The sequence below is a fragment of the Cronobacter universalis NCTC 9529 genome, from assembly GCF_001277175.1.
Lineage (GTDB): Bacteria > Pseudomonadota > Gammaproteobacteria > Enterobacterales > Enterobacteriaceae > Cronobacter > Cronobacter universalis.
Genome location: NZ_CP012257.1, coordinates 1,203,207 through 1,229,094 on the forward strand (window position 1 = coordinate 1,203,207; position 25,888 = coordinate 1,229,094).

Annotated in this window: 27 protein-coding genes, 1 tRNA gene and 3 pseudogenes; 19 read left to right on the forward strand and 12 right to left on the reverse strand. The window is 55.2% G+C overall.

The annotated features are described in order from the left end of the window. The first annotated feature begins 168 nt into the window (after positions 1-168). From AFK65_RS05445 to AFK65_RS05460, 4 genes are read left to right on the forward strand one after another with little or no spacing between them, the layout of a single operon-like run. Positions 169-1,500 (forward strand): MFS transporter, encoded by a 1,332-nt coding sequence (locus AFK65_RS05445; protein ID WP_007706306.1) that lies wholly within the window; start codon positions 169-171, stop codon positions 1,498-1,500. Between the two features lie 36 nt (positions 1,501-1,536). Beyond that, positions 1,537-2,286 (forward strand): SDR family NAD(P)-dependent oxidoreductase, encoded by a 750-nt coding sequence (locus AFK65_RS05450; protein ID WP_038857766.1) that lies wholly within the window; start codon positions 1,537-1,539, stop codon positions 2,284-2,286. 12 nt (positions 2,287-2,298) lie between these two features. Continuing rightward, entirely contained in the window at positions 2,299-3,144 is an 846-nt protein-coding gene (locus AFK65_RS05455) for a transketolase (RefSeq protein ID WP_007706312.1), read from the forward strand. Then, positions 3,144-4,142, forward strand: coding sequence for a transketolase family protein (locus AFK65_RS05460; RefSeq protein WP_007706315.1), 999 nt, complete (start codon positions 3,144-3,146; stop codon positions 4,140-4,142). The genes AFK65_RS05455 and AFK65_RS05460 overlap by 1 nt, the downstream gene beginning before the upstream one ends. A 399-nt stretch (positions 4,143-4,541) precedes the next feature. Here the strand turns inward: AFK65_RS05460 and malI are convergent, their stop codons facing one another. After that, positions 4,542-5,558, reverse strand: coding sequence for a Mal regulon transcriptional regulator MalI (gene malI / locus AFK65_RS05465; RefSeq protein WP_007706318.1), 1,017 nt, complete (start codon positions 5,556-5,558; stop codon positions 4,542-4,544). A gap of 64 nt (positions 5,559-5,622) precedes the next feature. After that, positions 5,623-7,122, reverse strand: coding sequence for a PTS transporter subunit EIIC (locus tag AFK65_RS05470; RefSeq protein ID WP_038857764.1), 1,500 nt, complete (start codon positions 7,120-7,122; stop codon positions 5,623-5,625). Positions 7,123-7,366: 244 nt separating this feature from the next. Between AFK65_RS05470 and AFK65_RS05475 the strand changes: the two genes are divergently transcribed. Continuing rightward, positions 7,367-8,311, forward strand: coding sequence for a hypothetical protein (locus tag AFK65_RS05475; RefSeq protein ID WP_007706341.1), 945 nt, complete (start codon positions 7,367-7,369; stop codon positions 8,309-8,311). A 39-nt stretch (positions 8,312-8,350) separates the two neighbouring features. On the opposite strand, the gene ybcJ is transcribed toward AFK65_RS05475, so the two are convergent. After that, positions 8,351-8,563 (reverse strand): ribosome-associated protein YbcJ, encoded by a 213-nt coding sequence (gene ybcJ / locus AFK65_RS05480; RefSeq protein ID WP_007706344.1) that lies wholly within the window; start codon positions 8,561-8,563, stop codon positions 8,351-8,353. A gap of 1 nt (position 8,564) precedes the next feature. Then, positions 8,565-9,431, reverse strand: a complete 867-nt coding sequence (gene folD, locus AFK65_RS05485) for a bifunctional methylenetetrahydrofolate dehydrogenase/methenyltetrahydrofolate cyclohydrolase FolD (RefSeq protein ID WP_007706347.1) — start codon at positions 9,429-9,431, stop codon at positions 8,565-8,567. A 208-nt stretch (positions 9,432-9,639) separates the two neighbouring features. On the opposite strand from folD, the gene AFK65_RS05490 reads away from it, so the two are divergent. After that, a tRNA-Arg gene (locus AFK65_RS05490) sits at positions 9,640-9,716 on the forward strand. 11 nt (positions 9,717-9,727) lie between these two features. On the opposite strand, the pseudogene AFK65_RS05495 reads toward AFK65_RS05490, so the two are convergent. Then, positions 9,728-9,952, reverse strand: a pseudogene (locus AFK65_RS05495) (integrase); the annotation flags it as partial. Between the two features lie 54 nt (positions 9,953-10,006). Here AFK65_RS05495 and AFK65_RS05500 point away from each other — a divergent pair. The 8 genes and pseudogenes from AFK65_RS05500 to bamE form a co-directional block, all read left to right on the forward strand. Next, positions 10,007-10,612, forward strand: a pseudogene (locus tag AFK65_RS05500) (LysR substrate-binding domain-containing protein); the annotation flags it as partial. Positions 10,613-10,827: 215 nt separating this feature from the next. After that, entirely contained in the window at positions 10,828-11,109 is a 282-nt protein-coding gene (locus AFK65_RS05505) for a hypothetical protein (RefSeq protein ID WP_007706353.1), read from the forward strand. 35 nt (positions 11,110-11,144) lie between these two features. Continuing rightward, on the forward strand, positions 11,145-11,489 hold the full coding sequence (locus tag AFK65_RS05510; RefSeq protein ID WP_007706356.1) for a carboxymuconolactone decarboxylase family protein: 345 nt from the start codon (positions 11,145-11,147) through the stop codon (positions 11,487-11,489). 40 nt (positions 11,490-11,529) lie between these two features. Beyond that, the gene (locus AFK65_RS05515; protein WP_081589329.1) at positions 11,530-12,213 is read left to right on the forward strand and encodes a cupin domain-containing protein; all 684 of its coding nucleotides are present in this window, start codon (positions 11,530-11,532) and stop codon (positions 12,211-12,213) included. Next, the gene (locus AFK65_RS05520; RefSeq protein WP_007706358.1) at positions 12,210-13,304 is read left to right on the forward strand and encodes a flavin monoamine oxidase family protein; all 1,095 of its coding nucleotides are present in this window, start codon (positions 12,210-12,212) and stop codon (positions 13,302-13,304) included. Before AFK65_RS05515 ends, AFK65_RS05520 begins: the two co-directional genes overlap by 4 nt. 388 nt (positions 13,305-13,692) lie before the next feature. Next, a complete protein-coding gene (locus AFK65_RS22190; protein ID WP_236692224.1) occupies positions 13,693-13,764 on the forward strand; it encodes a hypothetical protein in 72 nt (23 codons plus the stop codon). A gap of 184 nt (positions 13,765-13,948) precedes the next feature. Beyond that, positions 13,949-14,473 (forward strand): hypothetical protein, encoded by a 525-nt coding sequence (locus AFK65_RS05525; protein ID WP_226993377.1) that lies wholly within the window; start codon positions 13,949-13,951, stop codon positions 14,471-14,473. Beyond that, positions 14,470-14,817: an outer membrane protein assembly factor BamE domain-containing protein gene (gene bamE, locus AFK65_RS05530; RefSeq protein ID WP_007706365.1), complete on the forward strand. Its 348-nt coding sequence runs from the start codon at positions 14,470-14,472 to the stop codon at positions 14,815-14,817. The genes AFK65_RS05525 and bamE overlap by 4 nt, the downstream gene beginning before the upstream one ends. A 459-nt stretch (positions 14,818-15,276) precedes the next feature. Here the strand turns inward: bamE and AFK65_RS05535 are convergent, their stop codons facing one another. After that, positions 15,277-15,753, reverse strand: a complete 477-nt coding sequence (locus tag AFK65_RS05535; RefSeq protein ID WP_007706367.1) for a glutathione peroxidase — start codon at positions 15,751-15,753, stop codon at positions 15,277-15,279. Positions 15,754-15,919: 166 nt separating this feature from the next. Beyond that, positions 15,920-16,648, reverse strand: a complete 729-nt coding sequence (locus AFK65_RS05540) for an SDR family NAD(P)-dependent oxidoreductase (protein WP_007706369.1) — start codon at positions 16,646-16,648, stop codon at positions 15,920-15,922. 98 nt (positions 16,649-16,746) lie between these two features. On the opposite strand from AFK65_RS05540, the gene AFK65_RS05545 reads away from it, so the two are divergent. Continuing rightward, on the forward strand, positions 16,747-17,130 hold the full coding sequence (locus AFK65_RS05545) for a winged helix-turn-helix transcriptional regulator (protein ID WP_007706371.1): 384 nt from the start codon (positions 16,747-16,749) through the stop codon (positions 17,128-17,130). A gap of 28 nt (positions 17,131-17,158) precedes the next feature. On the opposite strand, the gene AFK65_RS05550 is transcribed toward AFK65_RS05545, so the two are convergent. After that, the gene (locus AFK65_RS05550) at positions 17,159-17,788 is read right to left on the reverse strand and encodes a glutathione S-transferase family protein (RefSeq protein WP_007706373.1); all 630 of its coding nucleotides are present in this window, start codon (positions 17,786-17,788) and stop codon (positions 17,159-17,161) included. A gap of 120 nt (positions 17,789-17,908) precedes the next feature. Between AFK65_RS05550 and AFK65_RS05555 the strand changes: the two genes are divergently transcribed. Continuing rightward, positions 17,909-18,388 (forward strand): RES family NAD+ phosphorylase, encoded by a 480-nt coding sequence (locus tag AFK65_RS05555; RefSeq protein ID WP_007706376.1) that lies wholly within the window; start codon positions 17,909-17,911, stop codon positions 18,386-18,388. 4 nt (positions 18,389-18,392) lie between these two features. Here AFK65_RS05555 and AFK65_RS05560 read toward each other — a convergent pair whose 3' ends face one another. Together AFK65_RS05560 and AFK65_RS05565 are read right to left on the reverse strand one after the other, a co-directional pair. Further along, positions 18,393-18,746: a DUF1304 domain-containing protein gene (locus tag AFK65_RS05560; RefSeq protein WP_007706378.1), complete on the reverse strand. Its 354-nt coding sequence runs from the start codon at positions 18,744-18,746 to the stop codon at positions 18,393-18,395. Positions 18,747-18,811: 65 nt separating this feature from the next. Beyond that, a complete protein-coding gene (locus AFK65_RS05565) occupies positions 18,812-20,005 on the reverse strand; it encodes an MFS transporter (RefSeq protein ID WP_007706380.1) in 1,194 nt (397 codons plus the stop codon). 206 nt (positions 20,006-20,211) lie between these two features. On the opposite strand from AFK65_RS05565, the gene AFK65_RS05570 reads away from it, so the two are divergent. The 3 genes and pseudogenes from AFK65_RS05570 to AFK65_RS21730 all read left to right on the forward strand — a co-directional run bounded on the left by AFK65_RS05570 (position 20,212) and on the right by AFK65_RS21730 (position 21,960). Further along, complete coding sequence (locus AFK65_RS05570) at positions 20,212-20,517, forward strand: ArsR/SmtB family transcription factor (RefSeq protein WP_007706382.1); 306 nt, start codon at positions 20,212-20,214, stop codon at positions 20,515-20,517. 1 nt (position 20,518) lies between these two features. Further along, positions 20,519-21,060, forward strand: a pseudogene (locus AFK65_RS05575) (rhodanese family protein). A gap of 333 nt (positions 21,061-21,393) precedes the next feature. Then, the gene (locus tag AFK65_RS21730) at positions 21,394-21,960 is read left to right on the forward strand and encodes a hypothetical protein (protein WP_032804348.1); all 567 of its coding nucleotides are present in this window, start codon (positions 21,394-21,396) and stop codon (positions 21,958-21,960) included. Positions 21,961-22,533: 573 nt separating this feature from the next. On the opposite strand, the gene AFK65_RS05580 is transcribed toward AFK65_RS21730, so the two are convergent. Beyond that, the gene (locus AFK65_RS05580; protein ID WP_038857761.1) at positions 22,534-24,441 is read right to left on the reverse strand and encodes a methyl-accepting chemotaxis protein; all 1,908 of its coding nucleotides are present in this window, start codon (positions 24,439-24,441) and stop codon (positions 22,534-22,536) included. Between the two features lie 265 nt (positions 24,442-24,706). Then, complete coding sequence (locus AFK65_RS05585) at positions 24,707-25,822, reverse strand: YbdK family carboxylate-amine ligase (protein ID WP_007706620.1); 1,116 nt, start codon at positions 25,820-25,822, stop codon at positions 24,707-24,709. Positions 25,823-25,888: the final 66 nt, after the last annotated feature.

The window sequence follows — 25,888 nt, forward strand, 5'->3', positions numbered from 1 at the left end:
GCGTACGGGCAATTTTATCCCGATGTTATTTTTTTGAGCTGTATCTCGAATCAAATTTATCTCAGGAATAAATGAGTTTTATTGCATGGTGTTTCATGGGGGAGCCGATATATTGACGTTGAGCGCAATAATAAAATGACTCACTGTGTTCGAATAATGAGGTAAGTTATGTCTCGTATAGAACAGGCTGTCCCCTACATAAATACTAAAAAAACCAATTATCGTTTCATCGTGCTGGCATTGATTTTTATTGTCTATGCCATTAACTATGCTGACAGAACAAATATTGGTGCGGTATTACCGTTTATCATTGACGAATTTCATATCAATAATTTCGAAGCTGGCGCCATTGCCAGTATGTTCTTTTTGGGATACGCCCTGAGCCAAATTCCGGCAGGCTTTTTTATCGCCAAAAAGGGTATTCGCGGCATGGTGGCGCTGTCGATATTTGGCTTCTCCGCCTTCACCTGGCTGATGGGCACGGCGACCTCTGTTCTGGGCCTGAAGTGTATTCGTCTGGGGCTTGGGCTAACCGAAGGGCCGTGTCCCGTCGGGCTGGCCTCCACCATTAACAACTGGTTTCCGCCAAAGGAGAAGGCGACGGCCACGGGCGTATACATCGCGGCCACTATGTTTGCGCCTATACTCGTGCCGCCGCTGGCCGTGTGGATCGCCATGACCTGGGGCTGGCGCTGGGTCTTCTTCTCCTTTGCAATCCCCGGTCTGGTCATTGCCGTCCTGTGGTATTTGCTGGTGCGCACGAAGCCGTCCGAGAGCGCATTCGTCTCTAAAGCGGAGCTGGAAACCATTACCGAGGGTCAGGAGAGGCAGGACGCCAGACGGGAAAACATCGTGATTTCACCCGGCTTTGCGCGCCTTGACCGGCTGATCCGCGTGCGGGAGTTAGCCCCGGTGAGTACGGTGAAGGGGCTGTTTACCTCAAAGAATATCCTCGGCGACTGTCTGGCCTATTTCATGATGGTCAGCGTGCTGTATGGCCTGTTGACGTGGATCCCGCTCTATCTGGTGAAAGAGAAAGGCTTTACGTTTATGAGCATGGGGCTGGTCGCCAGTATGCCGTGCATCGGCGGTTTTATCGGGGCGATTTTTGGCGGGTATGTCTCTGACAAACTGCTCGGTCGCCGACGCAAACCGACCATGATGTTTACCGCCATCAGTACCGTCTTAATGATGGTTATTATGCTGAATATTCCGCAAAGTACCGTGGCGGTTTGCGTGGGACTGTTTTTTGTCGGCCTGTGTCTGAATATCGGCTGGCCAGCTTTTACGGCTTACGGCATGGCGGTTGCGGACAGTAAAACGTATCCCATTGCCGCGTCAATTATCAACAGCGGCGGTAATCTCGGGGGATTTGTTTCTCCGATGCTGGCGGGCTTCTTACTCGATAAAACAGGCAGTTTTAATTCCGTGTTTATTTATTTCGGTATTTGTGCGTCCATTGGCTTAATTGTAATTATGCTTCTTGAAGAGCCGAAATAAGACATTTAATTCCTCTATTCATAATGGAGTAAATATATGCTACTGAAAGATAAAGTCGCCGTTATTACCGGCGCGGCTTCCGTACGCGGTTTAGGTTTTGCCACGGCTAAATTATATGCTGAGCAAGGCGCTAGGGTGGTGATTATTGATTTAGATGCCGAAGCCAGTCGGGCAGCGGCGGCGAGCCTGGGTGAAGAGCATCTGGGCCTGGCGGCGAACGTCAGCAACGAATTACAGGTCAACGCCGCCATTGAACAGGTGCTGGGAAAATACGGGCGCATCGATATTCTGGTGAATAACGCCGGTATTACTCAGCCGATCAAGCTGATGGAGATTAAACGCGAGAATTACGACGCGGTGCTGGACGTCAGCCTGCGGGGGACTCTGCTGATGTCCCAGGCGGTGATCCCGACTATGCGCGCGCAGAAGTCGGGCAGCATCGTCTGCATTTCATCGGTATCCGCACAGCGAGGCGGCGGTATATTCGGCGGTCCTCACTACAGTGCGGCAAAAGCGGGTGTCTTGGGCCTGGCGAAAGCGATGGCCCGCGAACTGGGGCCGGACAACGTCCGCGTAAACTGCATCACCCCGGGACTTATTCAGACGGACATCACCGCAGGCAAGCTGAGCGATGAGATGAAAACGTCCATCCTGGCGGGCATTCCGCTTAACCGCCTCGGCGACGCGCAGGATATTGCCCGCGCCGCGTTGTTCCTTGGCAGCGACCTTTCGTCTTACTCCACCGGTATCACGCTCGACGTGAACGGCGGCATGCTGATCCATTAAGGAGACCCGACGATGACGGATACCACAGTTCAACAGGTTGCCGCCGCGGCCTGGCGCATTCGCCGCTATGCGCTGCGCATGGGCGAAGTGCAGGGGCAGGGTTACATTGGGCAGGCGCTGGGTTATGCCGACGTACTGGCCACCGCGTTCGCCCACGGTATGAACCTCAAGCCGGACGAGCCGGAGTGGGAAGGTCGTGACCGTTTTCTGCTCTCCCACGGTCATTACGCCATTGCCTGTTATGCCGCCCTGATTGAAGCCGGGATCATTCCTGAAGAAGAGCTGGAAACCTACGGCTCGGACGACAGCCGCCTGCCGATGTCCGGCATGGCAACCTATACGCCGGGCATGGAGATCTCCGGCGGTTCACTGGGGCAGGGGTTATGTATTGGGGTCGGCATGGCGCTGGGACTGAAGCACAAGCAGAGCGCGGCATGGGTCGTTAATTCTATGTCGGACGGCGAGCTGGACGAAGGTTCAACCTGGGAAGCGGCGATGTCGGCGGCTCACCATGGTCTGTCTAACCTCATTGTTCTGGTGGACATTAACCGCCAGCAGGCAGACGGCAACTCGCACACCATACTCGGCTTCGAGCCGCTGGAGGACAAATGGACTTCCTTCGGCTGGTATGTGCAGCGCGTAAACGGCAACGATGTTTCTGCGCTGGTGACGGCGTTTGATAATGCTAAGCGCTACCCGGAAAACCAGCCGCGCGTCATTTTGTGCGACACGCTGATGGGCAAGGGCGTGCCATTCCTTGAGCAGCGTGACAAGAACCATTTTATTCGCGTGGATGCTGACGAGTGGCAAAAAGCACTCGCCGTGCTGGATGCGAACAAACCAGAAGGAGTGCTGTAATGAGCCAGTCCACGGAGAAAAAACCGCGCCTGACCACGTCGGCCATGATTGCCTCTATTGCGGAAGAAGGCCAGGAGACGCGCTCTGCACCGTTCGGCCATGCGCTGGTGAAGCTGGCCGAACAGCGCCCGGAGGTTGTCGGTATGACGGCGGATTTGTCGAAATATACCGATCTGCATATCTTTGCCCAGGCGTATCCGGAACGCTTCTTCCAGATGGGGATGGCGGAACAACTCTTAATGGGCGCGGCCGGGGGAATGGCAAAAGAGGGTTTTATTCCCTTCGCCACGACATATGCCGTCTTTGCCACGCGCCGCGCCTACGATTTTATCCATCAGGTGATTGCCGAAGAGCATCTGAACGTGAAGATCTGCGCGGCGCTGCCGGGGCTGACCACCGGTTACGGGCCGAGCCACCAGGCGACGGAAGATATTGCGATTATGCGCGGTATTCCGGGCATGACGATTATCGATCCCTGTGACGCGATAGACACTGAACAGGCGGTGCCAGCGATCGCGGCGCATGATGGCCCGGTCTATATGCGACTGCTGCGCGGCAAGGTGCCGGTGGTGCTGGATCAGTACAACTACCAGTTCAGGATTGGTAAAGCCGCGCTGCTGGAAGAGGGGAGCGACGTCCTGATTATCGCCTCAGGCCTGATGACCATGCGCGCGCTGGAGGCGGCGAAGCAGCTGCGTAAGGATAACGTCAGCGTGGCGGTGCTGCACTCGCCCACGATTAAGCCGCTGGATGAAGAGACGATCCTGGCGCAGGCGGCGAAGCCGGGACGGCTGGTGATTGTGGCGGAAAACCACAGCAGCGTGGGCGGGCTATGCGAGGCTGTCGCGTCGCTGCTGATGCGCCATCGCGTGCATGTCGACTTTGACACCGTTGCGCTACCGGATGCTTTCCTCGATGCGGGCGCGCTGCCGACGCTTCACGATCGTTACGGGATCTCAACGGCAGCCCTGGTGGAGAAGATCCGGCGCAGGCTCTGATTTTTAAGGGGCGGGTATCCACTCGCCCCTTAATTATTTCAGTAAACGACCTTGTAAACCCGTGCGCTCTGCCCCTTTCTTCGTTTTTCTTCTGAGCGCGCGGCAATGAGGCCGCTGCATGCGAAGGTACTGACCGAAGAAGCCAACCGTTTTTGATTTCACCCTGGCTTAAGGCATCGCATACATGAGCCAGTAAAAATTATTTAACACCAGCCGCTGTTTTACTTAAAGCAGCGATATTTACGCCCCTGTGGGGCAAGGGGCATTTTTACGGCAGTGATTCTGGTAGTTCCGGCAGGTGCGCTGCGCTTACCTGCCCTACGAAACGATGCGATATTCGTTGTAGGGTGGGTAAGCGAAGCGCACCCACCGAAGATAACGCGCCCCCGCCGTCCTCCCTTACGCCGATCCGCGCGCAATCAACTGGCCCGAAAGCGTGATCCGCTGCGCGGGCAGACCCGGCTCGCGGATAAGCCGCACGATCAACCCCGCCGCCTGGCGCCCGGTCTCTTCGCTGGCGGAAGAGACATAGGTAAACGAGGGCGACGTCAGATTCACATGCATCATGTCCTCAAAGCCAATCAGCGACACCTGCTGCGTCAGGAATACATCTTTCCCCACGGTACGCCCCACCTGATGAATCGCCTCCAGGCAGCCGATAATCGCGTGGGGCGAATGGCACAGCAGGGCGGTGATTTTGTTATTCGCCTCGAGAAGCTGGCGCACCGTCTGGCTGACTGCCAGCGTCTCCTCGGCGCAGGCGCGCGCGAACTCATCGCGCCACGGCAGCCCGTATTGCGACAGCGCCGCGCGGTAGCCGTAAAGCCGCTCCTCGCGGATAAGACATCCCGCCGTACCGCCGATATACGCAATATTACGGTGGCCGCGCTCAATCAGATAACGCGTGGCGAGCCCGCCCGCCTGGCGGTTATCGCGCATCACGCTGTTGAGCTTCTCTTCCACCGGCGACTGCGACACCACCACCAGTGGGAGCGTACTGTGCATGACCGGCGCAGGCAGCGCGCGCTGGGTTGAGTCGGCCGTCAGATAAACCACTCCCGCCACGCCCTGGCGGGTAAACGAGACCAGACAGCTCTCCAGACGGCCCGTTTCGCGCCCCGGCTGGGTGAGGAACACCATAAAGCCCTGCGCCTCCAGCGCCTGCACCAGGCTTGCCGTTACGCGGGTCGAAAAGGGATCGTTGAGATCTTCGACGACCAGGCCAATCAGGTTCGAGGTTTTACCGCGCAGGTTAGCGGCCGCGACGTTATGCACGTAGCCCAGCACCTCAATGGCGGCATGCACTTTGTCGATGGTCGCGGCAGAGATTTTTCCCTTCTCGCGCAGCACCAGCGAGACCGTCGAAACCGACACACCCGCCTGGCGCGCCACATCGATAATGCTGACCTTTTTCATCTGCCCTGATTTATCCTTTTATCGCTGATGTCGCGGGCCTGGCGTCAGGCCCGCGCAGGCGTCGTTATTTCCCCGTCATGCCTGACAGGCTCTGCGCAATAAACTGCGCGCGCGCCCCGAAAATCACCTGAATGCCGTTGTCGCCCACAAACACCACGCCGCGCGCGCCAAGCCCGTTCAGCCCGTCTTTATCAACGAGATCCGGGCGCGCCACTTCCAGACGCAGGCGCGTAATACAGGCGCCGACGCTGGTGATGTTCTCTTTACCGCCCAGCAGGCCCACAATATTGCCCGCGAGCTCTGCGTCGGTTTTATCATCCGCACTGGCGGTGACATCCACGCGGCCCGGCGTTTTCACGTCAAAACGGCGGATCACAAAGCGGAAGGTGAAGTAGTAAATAATCGCCATCGGGATGCCGACGATAACCGCGTTCAGGTAGTGCGTCTGATAGCCGTTAAAAGAGGGCAGAATGCCGAACGAAATATAGTCGATAAGCCCGGCGGAGAACGATTTGGCGATATGCGCGTCCAGCAAATACATGCACATATACGCAAGCCCCGCCATGATGGCGTTAAATACATACAACACCGGCGCGACAAAAATAAAGGTAAATTCAACCGGCTCCGTGATCCCCGTCAGAAAACAGGTCAGCGCGGCGGAGAAAAGAATGCCGGAGGCGATTTTCTTATTCTTCGTGCTGGCTTCGTGATACATCGCCAGACACGCCGCCGGCAGCGCAAACAGCATCAGCGGAAACTCGCCCTGCATAAATTTACCGGCATTCTGGTAGGTATTGCTGCTGAAGCTTTTCACGCCCTCTTCCAGCATTTTGAACCAGATGGTCTGGTCGCCGTGGATAACCTGTCCGGTCTGGGTGGTGTAATCGCCAAACGAATACCAGAACGACGGATACCAGATATGGTGCAGCCCCAGCGGGATCAGCGCGCGCTCCACCAGCCCGAAGATAAACGTCGAGGCCGCCTGATTATCGCCGTTGACGATAACTGACAGCGCGTCGATGCCCGCCTGAATGTGTTGCCACACATACGGCAGCGCCAGCCCCAGCAGGAACGAGAGAAACGCCGCGGCAATCGCCACAAACCGTTTGCCGGAGAAGAACCCCAGGAATTCCGGCAGTTGCAGCGTGTGGAAGCGGTTATAACACCACGCGGCGAGAATGCCTGAAATCAGCCCACCGAACACGCCCATCTGGAGCGTCGGAATACCGACCACCATCGCGTATTTGCCGCCGCTCGCCGCCATTTCCGGCGTGATGCCAAGCTGCGTGCTGATGGTGATGTTAATGATAAAGACCGAGACCGCCGCCGAGAGGGCCGCGATGCCGGATTCCGACGCCAGACCGACGGCGGAGCCGATGGCGAACAGCAGCGGCAGGTTATCGAAAATAACCCCGCCCGCGTTCATCATCAGCGGCAAATGGAATTTATCGCCGAAGGCCAGCAGCAGGCCGGCGGCGGGCAGCAGCGAAATAGGCAGCATCAGCGCGCGGCCTATCATCGACAATTTTGAAAGCGATTTAACGAAACCTGTTATCAGACTCATACCGATCCCCCGATTGGAACAGCCGGGCTTTTGCGCCCTGTTTTATAGTAGGTAGAACGTTCTAGTAGAACGTTCTACCTATCGTCTGTTAATCAATTTTCCATCGCAATTAAAATTTGATTTGGTATCAGACAAAATTGTGATTCTTAGAAGTCTGTCAGGAAAAACCTTACTTCATAAAGGGGATTGCTATTACGGTCTACTATTATTTGGGTCCGCGATTAAGGGGAAATCAGGAAATTAAATGAATAACGTATTGGATAATTTGGATAAATTCGTCTCTTTGCTTTTTAAGTTGAGCCTGGCAGCAGGCGCAATGGTGCTTTTTAGCTATTGCGCTTCCATTGGTTACGTGCCGGAAAATCTCACCGCAGGAGATGGGATATATTTTTCACTCCTGGCGGTCGCATTCGGATTCATGTTGCTTTTGACCTCGCTCCTTTTAGGCGCGCCGGGCTTGATTCTGTGGCGTTTGCTTCTTTGGGGAGGGGTCTTATGGCTTCGCCACTTAAGACGACAGCAACGCAAGCGCGGGCCTGGCATGCCTGTTCGCTACAAAAGCCGATTGCGACGTAAAAAACAGCCTTACAGAGAAGATGATTACCTATCAAAAGGCTTCCCGCGCCTGAGCCGCTTATGGTACGGATTTGCTTGTCTCGGCCTGATATATGCTTATCTTATCGGTCGTAAGAGCTGGCTCGATTTATTGTATGTTGCTGCTACCTCTATTCTGTGCGGTTTATTTATTTCCTTGTGGCTTGCAACGCTTCAGACTTATCTGCGGGAAAGCAAACGCAGCCCCGTACCACGACGTCAGCTCCGTCAGCGGCGTTTTCTCTGGATTGCACCATTAGTAATGATGATTGTGGCAGTGGTTAACGGGCGGATGCTTACTCGCGTTACAGAAGGCTCTTTGCTTATGATTAATTTTCGCCAGGTAAATACGGTGGTTCATATAAAGAAACCCTGGACAGACATGCTGGCCGCACAGGGTATTACCGGTTCAGCGAGTCCGGTTGGCAGTGAATATCGTCGTTACACGCCGGTAACGATTAAATTCTCCGTGCTTGGGAAAGACAAATTGCTGGAGTGGGAATTAAAGGGACGTAAGTTCGACTTGCATGTACCTTCCAGTGATGTGCTGGTTGATGGCAAGTGGCATTGTGAAGAAGGGAAAACGTGTAATTAGAAATGCCAAACGGCGGGAGACCCGCCGTTTTGGTGACATTCATGCCGTGACCGTGACGCTCTGGCCGTCGAAGCGGACGGTTTGTCCGGCGACGATTTTGCAGCGCTTGCGGGTTTCCACCGCGCCGTCGACGGTCACCAGACCTTCGGAAATCACGATTTTCGCCTGCGCGCCGCTTTCGCTCCAGCCTTCCAGCTTCAGCAGATCGCACAGTTCGACGTGAGGGTGTTTACCTAAAGAAAATGTTGCCATGTTATGCCTCCTCGCCGTCATGGTATTCAACGCACGCCTGCAGCGTGTTCTGGATAAGCGTGGCGACCGTCATCGGGCCGACGCCGCCCGGCACCGGGGTAATATAACCGGCGCGCGCTGCGGCATCTTCAAACACCACGTCGCCGACCACTTTGCCATTTTCCAGACGGTTGATGCCGACATCAATCACGATGGCGCCTTCTTTGATCCACTCGCCCGGAATAAAGCCCGGCTTGCCGACCGCGACAATCAGCAGATCGGCATTTTCAACATGCTGACGCAGATTTTTGGTGAAGCGGTGGGTCACGGTGGTGGTGCAGCCCGCCAGCAGCAGCTCCATGCTCATCGGACGGCCGACGATATTGGACGCGCCGATCACCACGGCGTTCAGGCCATAAGTGTCGATGTTGTAGCGCTCAAGCAGCGTGACGATGCCGCGCGGCGTACACGGGCGCAGACGCGGCGCGCGCTGGCACAGACGACCGACGTTGTACGGATGGAAGCCGTCCACGTCTTTATCCGGCGCGATGCGCTCCAGCACTTTCACGTTATCGATACCGGCCGGCAGCGGCAGCTGAACCAGAATGCCGTCAATGGCGGCGTCCGCGTTCAGTTCATCAATCAGCCCCAGCAGTTCGGCTTCGCTGGTGGTTTCCGGCAGATCGTAAGAGCGGGACACAAAGCCAACTTCCTCACACGCCTTACGTTTGCTGCCGACATAAATCTGCGACGCCGGGTTCGCGCCAACGAGCACGACCGCAAGCCCTGGGGCGCGTTTTCCGGCCGCCACGCGCGCTTTCACTTTTTCGGCAACTTCAAGCCGCACCTGCTGCGCAATCGTTTTACCGTCAATAATCTTTGCTGCCATCAGAGAGAAGATTCCGTCTGTAATCAAATGAAGTGGGGATGAGGATATTCTGTCAGAAGCGCGCCGTGCTGTCAGTTTTCGTTTGTGTCTTTCGCTCAATTGTCCAGCAGGCGGTTCGAAAGCCATTGACTCACCTGGTACTGACCGTATAATTCCAGGCGTTTCACACTGCTACCGGCAGAGAAAACGTGAAACGCCTCTTCACGAGGCGCCCTTAGCTCAGCTGGATAGAGCAACGGCCTTCTAAGCCGTGGGTCGCAGGTTCGAGTCCTGCAGGGCGCGCCATGATTATTCAATCACTTACTCTTTACTGTTTGCCTCCTTTTTTCCATGTGGGACAGATTTGGGACATTAATACCCAAAATCGCGTCGATTGGCTTCGTGTGCTCGGTCAGATGACCTGGTGCAAGATTCGCATATCGCCTTACCATTTCCATTGACTCCCTGCCGCCCATTTCGTGCAGCACGAAAAGAGGAACGCCCGACTGAATAAGCCAGCTTGCCCAGGCGCGCGCGTCATCCACGCGCATTTAACGTCCCGGCGCTTTAACGCTACATCATGGCAATAGCCCGGTCGGGTACTGATGATGAACTGGCTGATGGATCGCCTGAACCGGTTTTCGGAAACGCACGAAAATATCGATCTGCGCCTTAACGTCACGGAAAAGTTGATGGACGTGTCGCACGGTGAGGCGGATATCGGTATTCGCTGCGGCCAGGGCGACTGGCCCGGCGTGAATAAAACCTGGCTGATGGATGAGGAAGCGGTGCTGGTCTGCAGTCCCCACCTGGTGCCGTCCGGGAAAATGGCCTGCAGTGAATGGCTCGCCACGCAAAAACTCATTCACGATGACACGCCCCATCCCGGGGCGGATTTTCCGACATGGAATGATGTACTGAAAACGGTCGGCGCCCCCGACGCGCTGGAGAGCGGGCTGCATATTAATTCCACTTCAGCTGTGATCCTGGCGGCGCTGAGCGGCAGGGGCGTGGCAATTGTCCGGTACGCTCTGGTGAAGCAGCTTATCGAAACCGGGCAGCTGGTCCAGCTGCATCCCGACCACCGATGGCCGCTCAAGTGGTCTTATTATCTGGTGACCCCGCAGCAAAAAGTCATGCGTGATGAAGTGAAAGTTTTCCACGACTGGCTTCTTCAGGATGTCGTCTCGGATCGTTCATAAACTGCCCGCTCAGGTATTACGCTGCTCCGGCAATCACACCGGGCGCGTATGCTTATTCTCTGCCAAACCACGACATAGAATTTCTTCTCTGCTCCGCAAGATTATCTGATTTGTTGAAGCTGTCTGGCTTTCTGATAATCGCCCTCAACGAAAGGTAATAAAGACCGGGTTTGTAACCCGGCGTGTTACCTCAACCCTGAGCGAAGGAGAGAACGATGGCTTATCTGCAAATCACCCTGGATATCAGTAATGAAAACCGTGCGGCAGCCGCGGGGGTATACCAGAAATACAAAACCCCATTTCTGACCACCATTGAGGGTGCCACTTCTAAAGAGCTGCTTATCCGTGACGAGGATGTCCAGGTGCTGCACGGCTTTGAGACTGTGGCGCAGGCGCAGGCATACCTTAGCAGTCCGCTGTTCACGCAGGATGTCGTTGCAGGATTGAAACCCTATTTAAACAGCGCGCCTGACGTACGTATTTTCGACGTCATGTAATGATTTTTCTGAGACAAAAATAACCGGAGTTTTCAATGTTCTTAAACTGGAATGAATATCGCAGTGGCCTGCTCGCCACTATCGGCAAATTTGGCAGACTGCAGCCAGAGTTTATGAAAGGCTTTCAGCAGATGGATAAAGGGGCGTCAGAAAACAAGCACCTCGATGCCAAAACTCATGAACTGATTGCACTGGCCGTGGCCGTCACCACCCGCTGTGATGGTTGCCTGGCCGTTCATGTGGACGCTGCGGTTAAGCACGGTGCCACGCGTGAAGAGATCGCCGAAGCGCTGGCCGTTGCCATCAACCTGAACACCGGCGCAGCGCTGACATATACCGCGCGTGCTCTGGATGTTTACGACAATCTGCCGAATAAATAGGCCTGCGGACGGCCCCTCCAGGGCCGTCTAATCACTGACTATGATGTTACTGAATTCTGATTTTTCGCAGTGTGCGATCGTTACTCCGGACGATTATCAGTGGATACCTTCTCCCCAGCCCGGCGTTGAGCGCGTGATGCTTGACCGGATTGGTCGCGAGCAGGCCCGCGCAACCAGCCTTGTCAGGTATGCGCCCGGATCCGAATTTCCCGTACACAGCCATCCCGGCGGAGAGGAGATTCTGGTGCTCGACGGTATTTTTACCGAAAACGGGGTCGACTATCCTGCCGGCTGGTATCTGCGCAGCCCGGACGGTTCTTCTCACCAACCCTCAAGTCGCGACGGCACAACCCTTTTCGTCAAGCTGCGCCAGATGTCTGCCGGTGAGCGCCAGCCGGTCAGGATAAATACGCAGGAGGCAGCTAACTGGCACGGTCAGCCGCAAAGACAAGCCTGCCCTTTATTCTCCGGCACCTCAGAAACCGTGCTGCTTCAGAAGCTTGCTCCGGGTGAGCGGATCTTCTGTGCACCGCTTGTTGGCGGAGCAGAGATCCTTCTTTTGCAAGGGGAACTCCATGCGCCGGAAGGTTGCTATGGGGCAGGAAGCTGGCTGCGGTTTCCGCCGGGTGATATGCCTGCTCTTATAGCCACCGCCTCTGGCGCACTTTTTTATCTGAAAACGGGACATCTCAGCCCGACAACCCTGACCGGAGCGACATTATGAAGCAGAGCGCTGTTATCATTGGTGCGGGGATAAGCGGCCTTTATGCCGCCACGCTGCTTGAAAAAGCGGGTGTTGATTATGTGATCCTTGAGGCTCGTGACAGAACGGGCGGGCGCGTACTGTCAGGCCTGGAACTGGCGGGCGCCTCTGCTGGCATTCATGTAGATATGGGGGCAGCGTGGTTCTGGCCTGATATTCAACCGGACTTCGCGCAACTGATCGAGCGGCTTAATCTTCCGGTAATCGCGCACGGCCGCCCGGGAGACATGCTCTATGAGCGCCAGCTGGATTCGCCCCCCGAACGCTACCCGTCATGGGAGAGCTCCCCGGCGTCTTTCAGGCTGAAGGGAGGAATGCAGACGCTCACGGCGGCGCTTAAAAGTCAGATCCCGGCTGAGAAGATTAAAACCGGCCATCAGGTGGTGGCGGTTTCCCGGGCTGGCAAGGAAGTGCAGGTCCATACCCGTTCCGAAGGCAATAAAAAGGCCGTGTTTTCTGGTGAGCATGTCTTCCTCGCTTTGCCTCCCGCCCTGGCAGCTAAAATAGATTTCAGACCAGCGATGCCGGAACAGGTGCTGTCGAACTGGCGGAAAACTCCGACATGGATGGCTCCCCATGCGAAATATGTCGCTGTATATAAAACGGACTTATTTCATGCACGGCAGCTTTCCGGCAATGCAGGAAGCCGTGTGGGGCCAATGGTTGAGATCCACGACGTATCCGAGCCAGATTCGGGCAAAACGGCGATTTTTGGTTTTATTGGCGTACCGGCAAAATCAAGATGGACAGTCAGCGAAGCTGTTCTCAAAAGCCTTTGCCGGGAGCAGCTCGTACGCTTATTTGGGCAGGATGCGGCAGAACCCGAAGCTGAGTATATAAAAGACTGGGCGGCCGATCCGTTTACTGCGACGGAATTTGATCTCCTGCAGGAGGACGGGCACACAATGCCTGAGCAACTTCCCGCCACGGGAGAATGGTTCGATGAGGTAACAGGTATCGCCAGTGAATGGTCGCCGCAGTTCTCGGGCTATCTGGCAGGCGCAATTGACTCTGCATTAACGGGCGTTCAGCGCTGGTTACAACAGAAATAACCCCGTGAAAATGGTTTGTAGCCTTTCGAACCGGAGAGGGGTTATTAAAAAACATGCGTTTCCGGTTCGATAATACGTCTGTTATTGGAAACAGCTGGCTTCTGAAACGTCCGCTTCTGGCACAAAGCAGATGTTATTAACACCATACAAATGTCTCTGATTTCCACACGATCAGGAATGACGCGACGTCTGGATGCCGGCCACTGGCACCGGAAGGCGGGCGTTGTGTTTGGTAATTTTTTCAGCCAGGGCGTAGCGCAACTGAAACGGTTTGACGAGAACGGTCCGCGCGTAAACAGCGAGGCGCTAATGTCATTGATGGACAAACTTAACCAACAAGGTAGAGCACATTGTATTGTGCGGGGCACTTATTCAGCAGGAGTGGCAAATGAAGCGGGAGATGTTTTTGCCGTGCTACACGACACGGCGGGATAATGTGCCGCTCACGCAGGCATGTTAAAAGCGATCTCTTCAGGACGTAATATCTGCATAGTATGAGTTGCAAAGCAGACCATTAAAAACGCTAAAACATACGTTTCTTCTAAAGAAATAGAGAGTGCTGCCGATACACATTATTTATACGATTTCTCTACCTGTTTTCCGTAAAATAATTAATTTAATGCAGACGTAACAAGGATTTTACAATGATGAATTATTCTATTAATGGTACGGCGACTAGTAAAGCTGCTTTACTATCTGTGACTTTATTCTTAGCTGGTTGTAGTAACTTATTCCCTCAACCTGCTCTGTATGTTCCCCCGGCGAATACACCCGATGTCGCGAAAATTCGCTTGATGGGCGCGCCTATGAGCTATGCTCTGTATCAAACAGATAGCGAGGGTAAAACAACCGGAGGCTGGGTGCAAAAACATAGCGCTTACGTCAATATCCTGCTCGGGAATACCCGAGATCTTGGATTTCCCAAGCTGAAGAATAAAGATTACAGCGACACCTTTTTCGAAACGACGCTACTCCCGGATCGTGAAACAACTATTCATCACTCCTTATATGGAGGTTGCTCAGTTGTTCTGAATATCACTCCAAAGAAAAAAGCGTTATATGAAATTCGTTACAGTTATGCTGATAAAACAGGTTACTGCGTCATTTATGCCAAAGAAATAAAATATGACGCTGATATGGGTATTTATTACGAGGATAATGTAGAGTGAAAGTGAAATATTTTCTTTTGCTGGTAGTCACTACAATCGCGCTGACGGGGTGTGCTGCCAATGTGGATAGAACACATGCCTCCGATTTAGCTAATTATTCAGAGAAGGATATCCGCAATAAAATCGTAGTAGGTAAATCCACTAAAAAAGATGTCCTGCTTTTACTTGGTACACCAGCCATTCCAAAAGAATTTAAAACCGCCAGCCACTGGATTTATGCCTCAAAAGTCGTGGATCGTCGTCTCTATTTCTTTATCCCTATCTTCAGGGACAGAGATCAGTTTCTGTTGTTGGAATTCAATAACAATGGTGCAGTGAGTAAACTTCAATACACCGAGAAGTAATTCATCGGCAGGCCTAACTCCTGCCGTATTTTTCTTCACCGTGTATAAGAGAAGCCATGATCGCCCGGCGGCTTACTTACACTCCGCTTTGAGCGTAAAGCGAACATCGAAACACCTTCTCATTAAGAGGTCTGTTGTTCCTGATTAAATGTCCGCTTCTGGCACAGGGCGGACGATATTGAGACTCTACCGCTCCCCGCGCTGTCTGGAAGGAGGACTATCCGCCCAGTGTTACGTATGCTGTTCTTAAGCCCGGTGTGGTGAGCCCGTATCACACTGGGCGACGCGGTGGGAAAGTTGTGTCGTATTTGTGACGTAACTGCACGGCACACGATGCTTCGAAACGACGCCGGGAGCGAGGTGAATCTAAGCCCTTCTTTACCCGTTAGCTGCTTATTTTCACTGTGGTATATCAGGATTGAAAATCGCGCTCTGTTCAGTGGCCGGGCGCATTGACATTTATAGCGCTGTAAGAATGAAGGTTTCTATTTTCTCAGGGGGCGTAAACGGGGCAAAACGCCTGAGCGGTTTGCCGTCGCGTCCTATCAAAAACTTAGTGAAGTTCCATTTGATTCGTCCACCTAACACGCCGGGTAATTCGTCTTTCAGGTAACGAAACACCGGGTGCGTAGCGGCGCCGTTGACCTCCACTTTCTCGAACATGGGGAAGCTCACACCGTAGTTGATGTGACAGGTCTGCGCGATTTCATCGGCACCGCCGGGTTCCTGATGACCGAACTGGTTACAGGGGAAACCAAGCACAACCAGACCCCGGTCGGCATACTGCTTATACAGCGCTTCAAGGCCCGCGTATTGTGGCGTAAAGCCGCAATGGCTGGCGGTATTAACCACCAGAATCAGCTTGCCAGCGTAGTCGGCCATAGAGATGAGCTCGCCGCGAAGGCTGGTGGCAGTCAGTTGATGAAAGGGGGTCATGACGGGCTCCTCAACGCAGAATCAGTGTGATGTCGACATTGCCACGTAGCGTATTGTTGCAGGGCAGACAGCGTCTGTCTGGCGAGATAATAGCGCATCCTTCGTTAGCCGGGATACGCGCGCCGGTTTTTCTGCCACCGGCGCGCGGTACCTCAGCGAATGCCGTTTACGCTGTCATACCACCATCAATGACCAGTTCCGCGCCGCTGACGTAAGCGCTTTCATCCGACGCAAGAAACAGCGCTGCCGCCGCCACTTCGTCGGGGTGGCCTAAGCGCCCGGCCGGGATGCGCGCGTTCATCATTTGCCTGAATTCGTCGCTGACTTTATCAAACATCGGCGTATCCGTGGGGCCCGGGCTTAGCGTGTTGACCCGGATGCCGCGCGGCGCCAGCTCCGCATTCCATGTACGGGCATACGAGCGCACCGCGGCTTTGGTGGCAGAATAGGTGCCATAACCGGCATTGGCCATGGAGCCTGCGATCGAGCCGAGCAGCACGATGGCCCCGCCGTCGCTCATATGCCGGACCGCGCGCTGCGCCGTTAACACCATGGCGCGCACGTTGAGGCCAAAAGCGCGGTCGAGATGCTCCTCTGTGGTCTCTTCCAGGCTCGCCGGCTCGGACAAGCCAGACGAGTAAACCAGCACGTCGAGGCGTCCGGCTTTTGCCTGCAGCGTGTCAAAGAGGCGGGCGATGTCGTCGGTTTGAGTGAGATCGCACGGTATCGCGTCGATCCGATCGCCAATAGCGGCAACGGCGTCGGCGAGCTGCGCTTCGCGGCGGGCAGTGATAAACACATGGGCGCCTTCCTGCACAAAACGGCGCGCGATCGCAAGCCCGATACCGCTGTTGCCGCCTGTCACCAGGACGGTCTTTCCTTCAAGTTTCAACATGGCTACTCCGGATAGGGGGTGGAAGCCAGATGATACATTTTGTATATTTAGGGTCAATTACGCACCTGATGTACACCAGATATAGAGAAGGTAACCACATGTCGACGGATATCGCTGCCCAACTGGCCGAAATCAACAGCACCCGCCCTGTCCTGGAACAGGTGGCCAACAAATGGTCGGTATTGATTCTGACCGTACTGTGCACTCAACCCGCGCGCTTTAACGCCATTAAACGCAGACTGGATCCGATCACGCATAAAGCCCTGACGGAGGCGCTGCGCCGGCTTGAGCGCAACGGCCTGGTCAGCCGTCGCGTCATCGCGTCATCGCCCGTGGCGGTCGAGTATTCGATTACGCCGCTCGGGCGAACGTTGCAGGAGCCTTTTGTGGCGCTTGTGAGCTGGGCCAGGCAGCATGGCGCGGCCATCGAGCAGGCGCAGGTGACTTACGACGACAGGCTCGCCGCCGATGAGGCCGTCTGAAGGAATAAAGACCGGAAAAGCATCACATTCAGGCTTGCCAGTGCTGGCCGATGATCTCCCGGATGACGGGATATTTTTCAGCCTCGACCAGCGACGAACAGAAACCGGCCCGCGAGTGGCTCAGTCGCTCACGCGCCCGGCTCCACCGGGTGACGACACAGGCCAGTATTTCAAGCCCGCCGGGGCGTTCCGCACGCCAGGCCTGTGAGCCATAAAACACGTCGCTGAATATCTCCCATTGCTGATAGAGTTTTTGCAGCGCGCCTTTTGCCAGCAATTTATTTTGATCTTCTGAGCCGTCAGGTAGCCATCGTTCAGGGTAATCAATAATTCCCACAGCGGCATAACAGTTGGCGCTGATATAAACCAGCCCGCGTAATTGCTGAGCGCGTACCCGAGCCTCCGAAGATAATAGCCCCGAATCGGGGTATTCCATGCCGAGATGAATAATGATGGCTGTGCTTTCCGTCATTACTGAGCCATCAGGAAGCACTAACGTGGGAATTTGCACTAACGGATTGAGCGTGCGTAATGCGTCAATATCGCTCTCTTCTTGCCACGAACTTGCCGTAAACACGCTGTATTTCGCGCCGCAGGCCTTAAGCGCCATCTCAATGGCGGCGGAGCCTGAACGCGCGGTGCCGTAAAGTTTATACATGGTTATTTTTCCCGTGACTGATATAACCTGATAGTAGCAGAGCGTTCTGGCGTGCGGTGAACAGGGCATCGGTCACGGATATGCAGAACCGACACCCACAATTTTGATGGCTGAAAAATAATGGATATCACCCCTTTTTATACCCGCATCGAAGGCATTTTTTATCGGGCAATCGATCCGGCGTACCGGCACTTTGCGTTATCGGGCTCCAGAGCGGCGGGGCGATATTCACGAGGCGATCAACCCACGCTGTATTTGAGTTCTTCACCGCAGGGCGTTGAGGCGGCCATGCAAGCGCATCGCGATAACAGGGCCAGCCTGGAAATCATCAAGGTCAGCGTCGTGGCCGAGAAGATTTTTGATCTGCGCAATACCGATGCCGTTATTGCGGCGGGCATCGACATAAAGGACGCGATTGCGCCGTGGCAGGAGACCGTGAAAGCGGGCGGCATTCCGCCGTCATGGGAGGTGCGCGCGCGTCTGGAATCGCTGGGCGTGAACGGGTTGATTGACCCTTCACGCAAAGCGCCGGGGCTCTGGCATCTGGTGCTTTTCTCGTGGAATGAGAACAGCCACACTCAGGTGCGAATCATTGAATGAGGCCTTACAGCCCCATCCATAGCGCGATTAACGCCAGCAGCGCGGGTAGCGCCTGAACATAAAGAATTTTCCTGCTGGCGGTAATGGCGCCAAAGATCCCGGCAATCAGCACGCAAACCAGAAAGAAAACCTTAAACGGCAAACCGCTGTCGCCCAGCCACAGCCCCAAGAATAACCCTGCCGCTAAAAACCCGTTATACAGCCCCTGACTGGCGGCCAGCACCCGGCTGTCGCGCGCGAAATCAACGCTCAGATTAAACGCCTTGCGCCCTGTTTTCGTCTCCCACAAAAACATTTCGAGCACGAGGATGTAAACATGAATAACGGCGACAAGCGCAATAAGAACGGTGGCTACCATAAGCAACTCTCATCAGGAAGGATGCAATAACAACAGTATACGCGCGGCCGGCCCGTAAGGAGCTATCAGGCCGTCGCGGATACCCGTGCGCCTGCACGCCACCAGACGATTAACGCCGCCAGCGCCACGACGCCGAGCGCTGCAAACGCCATCCGCCATGACGAATGCGCGACGATACTGCCCGCCAGCGCCGGGCTGAACGCCGCCCCCGCGCCCTGCATCAGCATAATAACGCTCTGCCCGGCGTTGACATGCCCGGAGCCGCGCAGCGCGTTGACGATATAGCCCGGCACCGCGACGCCTAAAATCCCGGCGGCGACGCCGTCGAGGATTTGCACCGGGATCACGGACAGCGGCCCGGCAAAGCTTGCCGCCAGCGCGGCGCGGACTGGCAGCACGATCAGCGCAATCATAATCAGATGGCGATAGCCATAACGCCGCGCCTGCGCGGAGGTAAAGAGCGCGACCGGGATCATGACGCACTGGGAAATCACCACCGTCGCCGCGGCGTAAAGACCCGGGCTCCACAGGCTGCTGCCGGTGGACGCCACGCGCATGCTCAGCATCGGCAGCAGCGCGGCGTTGCCGAGGTGAAACAGCAGCAGCGTTAGCCCGGTGGTGATAAGCACCGGGTTACGCATCAGCACGGAGAGTTGCGGTACGGTACGCGCCGGGTCGCCTTTTTCAATGCCCCGCGCCACATCGTGATCGATATCCTGCTCGCGGATAGCCAGCACGCAAAGCGCGGTGAAAACGGCCATGCCGGTCATCAGGATAAACACCGCGCCGATGCCCCACAGCCACATCGCGCAGCCCGCCAGCACCGCCGCCACCATATTGCCGCCGTGGTTAAACGCTTCGTTGCGGCCCATCTGGCGGGTGAAGCCGCGCTGGCCGGTCAGCCCCAGCGTGATGCCTGCGACGAGCGGCCCAATCAGCGCGGCGGCAAGCCCGGAGACGATTTGCGACACCACGGCGACGCTGTAACGCGTGCTGTGCCAGAGCAGCAGGGTCGCGAGCGTCACCAGCGCGCAGCAGACGAGCAGCAGCAGGCGCTTTTTACGGGTGGCGTCGATCATAATCCCGGCGGGCACCGTCGCCAGCAGCGCGGCGATCCCGCCCGCCGTCATCACAAACCCGATATCATCCGGCCGCCAGTGCCGCTCCGTCAGAAAGATGCCCAGAAAAGGCCCCAGCCCATCGCGCACATCCGCCAGAAAAAAGCTCATCAGGCAGAGCGCCTGTAGCGATCGCAACATGATGTTAATTCTCCCTGCCTGCCGTCGAGACTCGTCATTGCGTTATCGTATTGTTATCACAGAAGTATGAAGCTAATACAAAAAGTCACACAACGTTAACGTAACGAAATGAAACGGTTAAGGCGGCGCGGCGCTATCAGGGCGATTGACACCGCCGCTGATAGTTTAGTATTTTCTTAATTAAGAAAAATCTAAACTGTTAAGCCATGACCGATCTGAACGCGTTACACACGCAGGCCAACAAGGCCGCTGCGCTTCTCAAGACGCTGAGCCACCCGCAGCGGTTGCTGATTTTGTGCGTGTTAATTGAACACCCCGGCACAGAAGCCGGAGAACTGTGCAGAATGAGCGGCCTTAGCGCCTCTGCGACGTCCCAGCATCTGGCGCGGATGAAAGCGGAAGGGCTGATAGAAGGCATTCGCGAGGCGCGGTTCATCCGCTACCACATCAGGAACGAGGCGGTCGTGGCCGTCGTGCATACCCTCAAAACTATTTATTGTCCGGGAGAATAAAATGTCATCGATATTTATCACGCCTGCGGAAGTGCACGCGCTTTCCGGGCGCAGGATCATGCTGATTGATATCCGGGGGCAGGAGGAATGGCGGCGGGAACATCTCTCCGGCGCACGTTCTTTGCCGCTGGAGACGGTTCAGCCCGGCAGCCTTGATAAAGACGCCCTGGCGCAAACCGATATGGTCATTTTTCACTGTCTGAGCGGAATGCGCACGGAGAACGCCCGGCAGCAGCTGATAGCGGCGGCGCATCCGGCAGAGGTGCGGATTATGCAGGGCGGCCTGAATGCGTGGAAAGCCGCAGGTTTACCGGTCATTACCGACAGCCGCCAGCCCTTACCGCTGATGCGCCAGGTACAGATCGTCGCTGGCGCGCTGGCGCGCTGGCGCTCTGCGGCACGCTCGCGGGCGCGACGGTTACGCCTGCGTTTTATATTATTCCGGCGTTCGTCGGTGCCGGGCTGATGTTCGCTGGCATCACAGGCTGGTGCGGGATGGCGAAACTGCTGGCCGTTATGCCCTGGAATAAACCGGTGGTGTAGCGCCGTAATAGCCGAGAAGAAAGGGCTTTTTATCCATAGTGTTTGCTAACTAACCGTATCTGAATATTTCAGGAAAAATGAGGTTGATCCGCCTGATTTTATCTTTATATGAAATCAAATTACATTCACTTGATTTATATTTGTCGCCTTTTGTTATTTTTTCTATAAGGTCTAATAATTGTCAATAATATACTTGAAGTGGAACTTCTCTAATTATAAATTAATTGTGTTGATCTGATCTTAAAGGAATAAGAATCAGAAAAATTAGCGAAGCCCGAAAGTGCGACCAACACATCCGGGCTTCTTACCGCACTTGTTATGAAGGATAACAGTATGGCTATCGCTGATAGTAACACACACATGTTTCTGAATAAGAACTCCCCTTCTAAAGATGGGCGCTTCGATGACTTTTTTCCTCAATCTTGGTGCGGAACACCGATGAAAGAGCTTCTTTCTAATCCGCTTGTTATCAACTCTGATTTTTTGTCGCTTGTACCTAAATGTGCTGAGCTGGTTGCGGAGCTCTTAGAAACGCATAGTACGACGGCCCGTCTTGCGCTGACTGGACGTTTAAACTATGCGCTTAAATTACTATTAGCAAGCCTGAATGGAATGCTCACTAAAGAGCAAGAAGAATTGCTTACCATCGAAAAAAAAGCAGTTATTCAAACAGATGAAGCTTTTAGTCCTGATAATGATACATTATGTGAATACTGTTTATCTCTTACAGAAATATTACTAAGTGGTGCAATAGATGAGATAAATCAAAAAAATATACTTGGGTTATTGTTCGAATTGGTAAATTACCTTTGCGAAAGTTTAACTACCCCTCGTTTTTACAATTCAGCAGAAGGGTTACGTTACCTATATAATGATTCATTAGTTCAGAATGGCCTATAAACTTGGCTGACTGTCAAAGGTGGATGATTTTTTTATCATCAGCGATTATGACAGTAACTATGAATAGACAACGCTTAGGATGTTGTTAATGTATTAAAAGAGGCCAAGTGCCTCTTTTTTTGTAGGTGCTATAACCTGTAAGTAAGAAAAGGCGCCAAATCCTTCTGGCTGAGGGTATTAATCCGTTACGGGGTGTTGGTTGTTATTTACAGCGCGTCATTAAATAATGCGCACACAGAAATAACAAACATGCTGATTTGCGAAAGGATAAAACATTTCGCGCCGAAACTATATTCCATATTTCGCTCTCCCGGAGCATTTCAGAGGCTGTGTTGAGTCAATAGGTCAGTAGTTGCGGGACGTTATAATTACTCTGCCGTAATGGCGTGAAATCCCGTCAGCAATGACTGCAATGCAAATAATAAAAAAGCCGCAGGTGAGCGCGGCTTAAAACCTGTATTCAGGTGGCTGCGGATATTAGGATATTAACCCCTGTTAATCAAGTAATGGGGCGATATTCCCCAAAAAACCACTATATTTTGTAGCCGTGCGAACACGGCTACAGTATTACGTTTACGCCACCACAAACCGGTTAACCAGCTGCGACATAGTTTCAGACTGATTATCCAGCGTCTGGCTGGCGGTCGCGGCCTCGGACACCAGCGCCGCGTTCTGCTGCGTCACCTGTTCCAGCTGGTTCAGGGCTTCGTGCACCTGCGACACGCCAAGCGACTGCTCAGCCGCGGCGCGGGCGATATCGCTGATAAACGTCCGCATCCGGGCCGTGTTAGCCACGGCGGCGTCCAGCGCGTGGCCGGAGGCGTCGACATGCTCCACGCCTTCGCCGATTTTCGCCATGTTGTTCGCCACCAGCTCGCGGATAAGCCCCGCCTCCCGGGCGCAGCGCTGCGACAGCGTGCGCACTTCGGAGGCCACCACCGCAAAGCCGCGCCCCAGCTCTCCGGCGCGCGCCGCTTCCACGGCGGCGTTGAGCGCCAGCAGGTTAGTCTGGAAAGAGATATCGTCTATCGAGCCGACAATACGCGAGATCTGCTCGCTGGAAGCCTGAATATCCGCCATGCTCTGGCGGGCCGAGTGCGCCACCGCGCTTGCGCTCTGCATCTCTTCTTCCATCAGGCGCGTCAGGCGCTCCGCCTCATGAGCGTTGTCGGCGGTCTGGGTGATGACGGTCGTTATCTGCTCCATGCTGGCGGCGGTTTCCACCAGCGATGCCGCCTGTTCATCGGTACGCTGCGCCAGATCCTGGTTGCCCGCGGCGATGTCGGCGCTGGCGTGACGCAGGATGACGGCGCCGGTTTTGATCTCGGCGACGATGCGCTGAATATCTTCAATAGCGCGGTTGTAGGCGCGGTTCAGAGCGGAGAGCTCATCGCTGCCCGGCACGTCCAGACGGCGCGTTAAGTCGCCTTCCATGCCGTCAATGGCGGCGAGCGTCGCGTGCAACTGACGATGAATGCTGCGCGCCACGACCACGGCGAAGCTCATCGCCACGATAAGCGCCAGCAGCGTGATGATGAGAAAGCGCTGCCAGCCTGCGCGGGCGTCGCTCGCGAGCGCGCCCGCGGTGGCGAGAAGCTGCGCGGAAGCCGCGTTCTCCAGCGTGCGCAGGGTGTCGATACGCTGCGTCTGCGCCTCAAACCAGCTGCCCGGCGAAATGCCAAACCCGCCGCTCGCGGCCTTATCCAGCGCGGTCTGACGCAGCGCCAGCGCGCGGGTCGCCGACGGCAGCGCGAGCGCGGCATCGATGCGCTTCACGCCGTCAGCGTCGGAAAGCTGGCGCGAGGCGGCAAGCCACGCCTGCTGTTTGCCCACCACTTCGCTCAGACGCGCCACCTGGCCGTCGGCGAAACGATCGGCGAAGAAAATGCCGGAGAGCAGCGCGCGCTCGACGCCCGCCTGTTCTTTCATACTCAGCAGGCTGTAGTAAACCACCATCTGGTTCACAATCACCCCGGCGTGGCTTAAATGCGTACTGCGCGCCACCAGCTCCAGCACGGTGCTGATGGTATCGGTATAAAACGCCACGCCCTGCGGCGCGGGAACGGAAAGGGCGGTGATCTGCTGGCGCGTGTCGTCGAGCATCGACACCCGCTGGCGGAAGGCGCGAATGGCTTCGCCCACGCTGCCTTTCAGGCTCTCTTCATCGGTGTTTTTCATGGCGGCGTTAAAGGCCGCGAGCGCGCTGTCCGTCTGGCCGCGCTGCGCGGTCAGCTCACTGCTGAACTGCGCCCCTTTGCTGCCAAGATAACCGGCGCTCAGGCCGCGCTCTTTTTGCAGCTCATGCACCACATCGCCGGCGCTTTTCGCAAGGCGCGTCACTTCTTCGACATTGCGCATTTGCCGTTCGGTATCGATGCGCGACAGCATCCCGGCGCCCGCCAGCCAGAGCAGCGCTATTAATAGAGGTAAAAGCGCGATGGCTAATTTGGTTTTCATAGAGAGGCGATATATCCATGACATTAGCGTCATTCCTGTGTTGCGATAGAAATCGTTATATTTGCTATCGGTAACACCAATAAGATGCTTTAATCGCTGCCGCTGCGTTTGAGACTATAAAATAACTAAAAAGAGTTATTCTGATGATCCAGAATAAAAAAGGGCGAGTTATAGTTTTCAGAAAAGATAAAAGCCAGCGATGAATGGCTGGCTTTCGGGGGGCTGGTGGCTCCCTGATTAAGGTAAATACCCTTAATCGGTCAGGAGCCAGTCAGGAATAAAAGAATTATCAGGCGGCCCAGATTTCACCGTTCAGGCGCACCAGTTCCGAGAGCGAACCGCCGTCGGCGGTAAATTCACGAATGCGGTGCACGTCGCTGTCGTTATTTTTCACGTAGCGGTGAATCGCCTCCAGCGCGCTGCCGGCGTTTAGCGGGCGGGCGTAGCGTTCAAGCTTGTCGAGCAGGCGCAGAATATCCTCGCCAATGGTGCGCTGTTCGCCGGTACTGACATCCGTAAGCATTCCGTCAAGACCATAGCGGCATGCCTGGAACCGGTTGAACCGGTAAATAAGGTAATCCTCAGCCTTATGTTTATAAGGGCGCTCTTCCAGCAGCCAGTGGGAAAGCGCCTGAATAAAGCCCGCGATATTTACGGCGCGCTCCAGCGTTAATGGCGTATCCATCACGCGTACTTCCACCGTGCCAAAGCCGGGGCTCGGGCGAATATCCCAGTGCAGATCTTTAATCGATTCCACCACCTTCGTGCTCTCCAGGCGCGCGTACATTTTTTCGAACTGCGTCCAGTCGGCGGCAAACGGGGCCGGGCCGTTATCCGGGAACGCCGAGAAAATATTCAGCCGTGACGAGGCGAAACCGGTGTCTGAGCCCTGCATATAAGGCGACGCCGCCGACAGCGCCACAACATGCGGCACAAAGCGCGACAGTCCGTGGAGCAGATAGATAGCCTCTTCGCCGTTGCGGCAGCCCACATGCACATGCTGGCCGAATACCGTGGCCTGTTTGATCAGATAGCCGAACAGCTCCAGCGTGCGGGCGTAGCGTTCGCTGGCGCAGACCTCCTGGCGCTGCCACTTCTGAAACGGGTGCGTGCCGCCGCCGCTTATCATTAAATGATGCTGCTGGGCGCAGGCGAGAATTTCACGCTGCATCGCGGCGAATTCCGCCGCCACCTGATTGATATCGCGGCAGACCCCGGTCGCGATTTCCAGCATGCTTTCGGTGATGTCGTGTTTCACTTCACCCGCCGTGACGCGGCTCTCCAGCGCGCTAATCAGCGTCGAGGAATCCTGGCTTAAGTTAAAACCGGGCGGGCTGACTACCTGGAGCTCCAGTTCAACGCCCAGGGTATAAGGTTCGGAAGGGGCAAAAGGTTTGAGGGGCATTCGACGCTCTCTTATCACTCAGGGTTTTGCTCCAAGTATAGTCATGCGAAATCATTCAGTTGCGGT